The sequence below is a fragment of the Actinomadura fibrosa genome (genome assembly GCF_900659615.1).
GTDB classification, from domain to species: domain Bacteria; phylum Actinomycetota; class Actinomycetes; order Streptosporangiales; family Streptosporangiaceae; genus Spirillospora; species Spirillospora fibrosa.
The window spans coordinates 73,042-79,041 of record NZ_CAACUY010000021.1; the positions used below are offsets into that span (position 1 = coordinate 73,042).

Below are 6,000 nucleotides of genomic sequence, written 5' to 3' on the forward strand. Positions count from 1 at the left end.
GTCCCGCCGGACACCGGTCCCGGCGACCTGGCCGCGGGTGCGCCGACGCGGCGGCGGATCACCGTGGGCACGGCCGTGGCCGTCGTCGTGCTCGTTCTCGTGCTCGCGAACCTGCTCGGCAACCGGTGGGCGCCGTCGTTCTGCGCGCTGACCGCCGTAGCGGTCAGCGCGCTTCTGCTGGCCGTGCTCGCGGCGGCCGGGGGCACGTGGACGGACGCGGGGCTGGATCCGTCCACGCTCGGGCGCGGGGCCCGCTGGGCTTCGGTCCTGGTCGGCGCGGTCGCCGTGGTGTACGCGGCCGGGGCGCTGCTTCCGGCCACCCGGGGCCTGTTCGAGGACCAGCGGCACAACGGGCTGACGGGTGCCGGCATCGCCTTCCGGATGTTCGTGAAGGTCCCGGTCTGCACGGTGCTCCTGGAGGAGATCGCGTTCCGCGGGGTGCTGTACGGGCTGGTGCGCCGCGCCCGGGGGACGGTGTGGGCGACGGCGGTGTCCAGCGTCCTGTTCGGGCTGTGGCACGTCCTGCCGTCGCTGGGGCTGGCGGCCGCGGTGCCCGCGCTGGAGCCGGTGTTCGGTCATTCGGTGCTCGGCACCGCCGTCGTCGACTTCGGCGCGGTGCTGTTCACCGGCGCCGCGGGCGTGGTGTTCTGCGAGCTGCGCCGCCGGAGCGGGAGCCTGCTCGCGCCGATGGGCCTGCACTGGGCCGTCAACGCGCTCGGATACCTGGGGGGCTTCCTGCTGCGGTGACCGCCGTCAGTCGCCGGTCGCCGCGATGGTCTTCTTGAGGTCCGCCAGCTCCTGGCCGGTGGCGCCGGACCGCAGGACGGCGTTCCACGCGTCGACGTTCTCCGTCGTGTATGCGTGGCCGTGGCCGCCCGGTACCTCCGTGGCGAAGGGGAGGTCGGCGGTGATCTGCCAGAAGGTGACGAACGGCATCCAGAAGACGCTCCCCAGGACGTCGTCGCCGGGCGCCTGCCCGGTCCAGTCGGGCCTGTGGAGCAGGAGGCGGGGGCTCCACCACACGATCGGGTCGGACGGGTGCATCAGGTAGAGCACCCGGGTGCCGTCCCAGGGCCGTCCGGCCGGGGGGACGCCCGCGCCGGCGTCGTCCGTGAAGCGGACGGTCCGGCCGTCCTTGTACACGGGCTGGATCTCCGGGCTGCCCGCGGCGCGGTGGTCGCTGAAGTCCCGGAAGAGGGTGTTGAAGTTGGGCGGGCCGACGAAGAGCGCGCCGGAGGTGCGGTTGCGCAGGTCGTACTCGCCGCTGAAGGCGCTCTCGCCGCCGAAGGAGCCGAGGCTCTCGCCGGTGACGAACAGCCGCGGGCGCCGGTCCGCGGGGAGTCTCGACCACTGGTCGTAGACCGCGTCGTACAGGCCGCGTCCCGCCTCCCTGGCCTTCGACTGGTCGACCAGGTAGGAGATCCACGACGGGAGGTAGGAGTACTGCATCGCGACGATGGCGGTGTCGCCGCCGTTGAGGTACTCGAAGGTGTCCGCCGAGGCCGGGTCGACCCAGCCGCGGCCGGTCGTCGTGACGACGAGCAGGTTCCTGCGCTGGAAGCCGCCCGCCCGGTTCAGGTCGGCGACCGCCTTGGCGGCCCGTGCCTCGGTGTCGCCGGACGTCGCCAGTCCCGCGTACGCCCGGATCGGCTCCTTCGCCGGCCGGTGGGTGAGGGCGGCGATGCCGGCCTGGGACGGTCCGGTGCCGACGAAGGCGCGTCCTTCCCGTCCGAGCGAGTCCCACGGGACGGCGGAGCCGGGCCCTCCGGAGCGGAGGCCCGACGCCGGCCGGTGGGCGCCCTCCGGGGTCTCGGTGTCGCGCAGCGAGGACGCCTTGTCCGCGAAGGCCATGAGCCCGTCGAGGAGCACGCCGCTGACGACGGCGTACACGAGGCCGGCGACGAGGAGCCAGCCGACCGCGAGGGCGGCACGCGGCCCGATCCAGCGCCTGAGGAGACGCACGACCCGGCGGTAGAGGGCGCGGACGCCCCGTCCGGTGAGCAGGAGGAGGGTGAAGGTCAGCGCCGCGATGAGCGGTGACGCGACGGCGAGGGGGACGTTGTAGTCCGTCACCCCCATCAGTTCGCGGATCTCGTGCTGCCAGTACTGCCCGAGCCCGAACGCGGCGGCCAGCAGCAGGGGCGCGGCGACCAGGAGGGTGAGCCGGGCCCAGCGCCGGGCGGGTCGCGGCTCCCGGTCCGCGAAGGCCCGCCACAGGAGCGCGGCGAGCACGCCCAGCCCGTAGCCGATGGCTGCGGCGAGGCCGCTGATGAGCCCCTGGAGCAGGCCGCCGCGCGGCAGCAGCGACGGCGTGAAGGAGAGGCACGCCAGCGCCACCGCGCCCCAGCAGCCGGGAAGGGTCGCGTGGAGCGGCCCGCGGCGCCGTCCGGTATCCGGTGCCGTGCCGGCGGCCCGCCGCCCGGACGTGTCCTGAGCCATGATGCCTCCGACCTCAGGCCAGGGTCGCCACCAGGACGGCCTTGATCGTGTGGAGGCGGTTCTCCGCCTGGTCGAAGACGATGCTGGCCTCCGACTCGAAGACCTCCCCGGTCACTTCGAGGCCCGAGGTCATGCCGGTGTGCTCCATGATGCCGCGCCCGACCACCGTGTTCGGGTCGTGGAAGGCCGGCAGGCAGTGCATGAACCTCACCGACGGGTTGCCGGACGCCTCAAGGAGGGCGGTGTTCACCTGGTACGGCTTGAGCAGGTTCACACGGTCGTTCCAGACGTCCTTCGCCTCCCCCATGGACACCCAGACGTCGGTGTGGACGAAGTCGACCCCCGCGACGGCTTCGCGCGCATCGGACGTGACGGTGACGCGGGCTCCCGTGCGGCGGGCGATGTCCTCCGCGAGCTGGACGACGTCCTTGGGAGGGTGCAGCTCGGCCGGGCCGGTGAGGCGGACGTCGCTGCCCATCAGCGCGCCCATGACGAGCAGGGAGCGGCCCATGTTGAAGCGGCAGTCGCCCGCGAACGCGTAGGAGAGGCCGTCGGGGGCCTTGCCGCTCGCCTCCTGCATGGTGAGGAAGTCGGCGAGCATCTGCGTGGGGTGCCACTCGTCGGTGAGCCCGTTGTAGACGGGCACGCCGGCGTGGGCGGCGAGCGTCTCCACGTCCGCCTGCCGGGTGCCACGGAACTCGATCGCGTCGTACATGCGGCCGAGGACGGCGGCGGTGTCGGCGACCGACTCCTTGTGCCCGAGCTGGGAGCCCGACGGGTCGAGGTAGGTGACGTGGGCGCCCTGGTCGTAGGCGGCGACCTCGAACGCCGACCGGGTCCGGGTGGAGGTCTTCTCGAAGATGAGCGCGATCTCCTTGCCGTGCAGCCGGCGGACCTCGTTGCCCGCGTACTTGGCGAGCTTCAGCGCCTCCGCGAGCCGCAGCAGGTGCCGCAGCTCGCGGGGCTCGAAGTCGATCTCCTTGAGGAAGCTGCGGTTCTTGAGGTTGAGCGCCACGTGAGGCTCCTGGTGGGTCGTCGGTGCGGACGGTCGGGAGGACGGGTCACCGCGGTCGGGCGTCAGAACGCCGGGTCGCGTTGCAGCGGGCAGGTCATGCAGTGCGAGCCGCCCCGGCCGCGGCCGAGCTCGAAGCCCTCGACGGTGACGACCTCGACGCCGGCCTTGCGGAGGGCGGTGTTGGTGCCGGTGTTGCGCTCGTAGCCGATGACGACGCCGGGTTCGAGGGCCACGACGTTGTTGCCGTCGTCCCACTGCTCGCGCTCGGCCTCGAACGCGTCCCCGCCCGTCGGGACCACGCGCATCGCGGACACCTCCAGCGCCTCGGCCATCAGCTCGGGCAGCGGCCGCCGCCGCTCCTCGGCGACGAGGTCGTCGGCGTTCTCGCCGGGCCGGATCGCCCACGTCCGGGCGCCGTCGACGACCTGCGGGAACAGGGTCACGAGGTCGCGGTCGCACATCGTGATGACGGTGTCGAGGTGCATGTAGCTGCGCGACTTCGGCAGGTGCACGGCGAGGACGAGCCGCGCCGAGCCGGCCCGGAACAGCGAGCGCGCGATCCACAGGACCGCCTGCGGCGTCGTCCGCTCGCCCATGCCGATCATCACGGCGCCGTTGCCTATCGGCTGGACGTCGCCGCCCTCCACATGGGCGCGCCCCCAGTCCTCGTCCGCGCCGCCCAGCCAGACCGGGAACTTGTCGGCGGCGAACATCGGGTGGAAGCGGTAGATCGCCTCCATGATCATGGTCTCCGGCCGGCGGGCGGGCTTGGTCATCGGGTTGAGGGTGACCCCCTCGTGGATCCAGCAGGACGGGTCGCGCTGGAACAGGAAGTTCGGCAGCGGGGGCAGCAGCATGCCCGTCGGATCGGCGGACTCCCACACGAGCCCGACGTCCCTGCCCACGTCCGCCCGGGTGATCCCGCCGATCAGGAACTCGGCGACGACGCCCGGATCGGCGTCCTCGGCCCATTCGCGGGCGCGGGCCGCCGCCGTGACCCCGATCTCGCGCTCGTTCAGGATGTGGCCGCAGGCCCAGCTCCGGGCCTCGGCTCCGGCCAGGGCCTCGGCGAGCAGCCTCTCGGCGTGGAACACCTCGACGCCGCGCTCGCGCATCACCTCGCAGAAGGCGTCGTGCTCCGACTTGGCCCTGCTGACCCACAGGACGTCGTCGAAGAGCAGTTCCGCGGCGTTCGACGGCGTGAGGCGCGCGTGCTCCAGCCCGGGCCTGTGCACCATGACCTTGCGCAGCCGGCCGACCTCGGAGTGCACTCCGAACGGCATGTCCGATCACCTCGTTCCAGGCGGGCCGCGGCGCGCACCGGTCGGTGGTCGTGCGGCGGGGCGTCGTGTCGTCCGCAAGGATCGGCCGGGGCCTCCTCGCGGTGCTTCACCCCGGGCGGGTGAGGCACGCCCGGGGCCGCCGACGGACCTTTGTCCTGCGAACACGCGGGACGCCGCGCACTGGACACAACGCCGAGCGGACGCGCGCAGGACACATGGCCCGCCGCCGGGGCCGTCCTGGGAAACGAGGAGGGCTCCTGTGCGGATCGTGATCGCGCTGGGCGGCAACGCGCTGCTCCGGCGCTCGGACCCGATGACCACCGAGGTGCAGCGGCGGAACGTCCGCGTCGCGGCGGAGCAGATCGCGCCGCTGGCCGCCGACCACGATCTGGTGGTCGTGCACGGGAACGGGCCGCAGGTGGGGCTGCTGTCGCTCCAGGCGGAGGCGTACCGGGGAGCGGAGCCGTACCCGCTGGACGTCCTGGACGCCGGCACCCAGGGGATGATCGGCTACCTGGTCCAGCAGGAGCTGCGGAGCCTGCTGCCGGCGCGGCGCCAGGTGGCGACCCTGCTCACGATGATCACCGTCGATCCCGAGGATCCGGCGTTCGCCGCGCCGGCGAAGTTCGTGGGCCCGGGCTACGACCGGGACGCCGCCGCCGAGCTCGCGGCGGACAAGGGCTGGACGTTCCACCAGGACGGTTCCGCCTGGCGCCGGGTCGTCCCCTCCCCCAGACCGCAGCGGATCCTGGAGATCGAGCCGATCCGCTGGCTGCTCGCCCGGGGCGCCGTGGTCATCTGCGCGGGCGGCGGCGGGATCCCGACGATGCTCCCGGCCTCCGAGCGGGGCGAGCTGCTGGGCGTCGAGGCCGTCATCGACAAGGACCACGCGGCCGAGCTGCTCGCCGAGGACGTACGCGCCGACCTGTTCGTCATGGCCACCGACGTGGACGGCGCGTACCTCGGGTGGGGCACGCCGGAGCAGCGGCGGCTCGGGCGGGTGGCGCCGGAGGAGCTGGCCGCCCACGCGTTCGCCGCCGGCTCGATGGGGCCGAAGGTGGAGGCGGCGGCGCGGTTCGCCGCCAGGTCCGGACGGCGCGCGGCGATCGGCGCCCTCGCCGACATCACGAAGATCGTCGCGGGTGAGGCGGGCACGAACGTCATCGCGGCGAAGGCTGTCAACGACCACGCGCAGAAGACCGCCTCCGCCTTCGACATCCACACCCTGTCAGCGGACCGCATCCTGACCCACCTCGGTGAACG

At 73.2% G+C, this 6,000-nt stretch carries 5 protein-coding genes; 2 read left to right on the forward strand and 3 right to left on the reverse strand.

All coding sequences use genetic code 11. The features are described 5' to 3' along the window. The first annotated feature begins 63 nt into the window (after positions 1-63). The gene (locus tag E1300_RS10970; RefSeq protein WP_242619071.1) at positions 64-747 is read left to right on the forward strand and encodes a CPBP family intramembrane glutamic endopeptidase; all 684 of its coding nucleotides are present in this window, start codon (positions 64-66) and stop codon (positions 745-747) included. Between the two features lie 6 nt (positions 748-753). Here E1300_RS10970 and E1300_RS10975 read toward each other — a convergent pair whose 3' ends face one another. From E1300_RS10975 to E1300_RS10985, 3 genes are all read right to left on the reverse strand, one after another. Beyond that, the gene (locus E1300_RS10975) at positions 754-2,439 is read right to left on the reverse strand and encodes an alpha/beta hydrolase (protein ID WP_207399638.1); all 1,686 of its coding nucleotides are present in this window, start codon (positions 2,437-2,439) and stop codon (positions 754-756) included. A 13-nt stretch (positions 2,440-2,452) separates the two neighbouring features. Further along, positions 2,453-3,454 carry an ornithine carbamoyltransferase gene (argF, locus tag E1300_RS10980; protein ID WP_131756786.1) on the reverse strand — a complete coding sequence of 334 codons (1,002 nt, stop codon included), beginning with the start codon at positions 3,452-3,454 and terminating at the stop codon, positions 2,453-2,455. Positions 3,455-3,516: 62 nt separating this feature from the next. Beyond that, complete coding sequence (locus tag E1300_RS10985; RefSeq protein WP_131756787.1) at positions 3,517-4,737, reverse strand: arginine deiminase; 1,221 nt, start codon at positions 4,735-4,737, stop codon at positions 3,517-3,519. A gap of 259 nt (positions 4,738-4,996) precedes the next feature. On the opposite strand from E1300_RS10985, the gene arcC reads away from it, so the two are divergent. Continuing rightward, positions 4,997-6,000 (forward strand): carbamate kinase (gene arcC / locus E1300_RS10990; protein ID WP_131756788.1); only part of this gene is annotated, 1,004 nt, incomplete at its 3' end.